Consider the following 300-nt stretch of genomic DNA (forward strand, 5'->3'; position numbering starts at 1 on the left):
GGCAGGAACTCCTCGGTCCCCACCCCCAGCATGAGGGCGTAGAAGCCGGTCTGGCAGCCCATGGGGGAGAAGTCGATGAGCCGGTCGGTGTGGTTGCGCATGAGCTCGGCGCTCAGGTGCTCGATGGAGTGCACGGCCTCCATCTCCAGGTGCGCGCGGTTGGGCTGGCAGAAGCGCACGTCGTACTTGACGAGCACGTCCCCGCCGGGCAGCTCCTTGCGGTCGGCCACGCGCACGTAGGGCGCGGCCACCTTGGTATGGTCCAGGTTGAAGGACTCGACGTTCATCCTCGGCGTGCTC

The 300-nt window shown here is 67.3% G+C and carries 1 protein-coding gene; it reads right to left on the minus strand.

What is annotated here, in order from left to right; all coding sequences use genetic code 11:
* On the minus strand, positions 1 to 300 hold a 300-nt coding region (locus HMPREF2883_RS01505), incomplete at both ends, for an S-ribosylhomocysteine lyase (RefSeq protein WP_256277275.1).

The organism is Actinomyces sp. HMSC075C01 (assembly GCF_001812965.1).
Taxonomy (GTDB): Bacteria; Actinomycetota; Actinomycetes; order Actinomycetales; family Actinomycetaceae; genus Actinomyces; species Actinomyces acetigenes.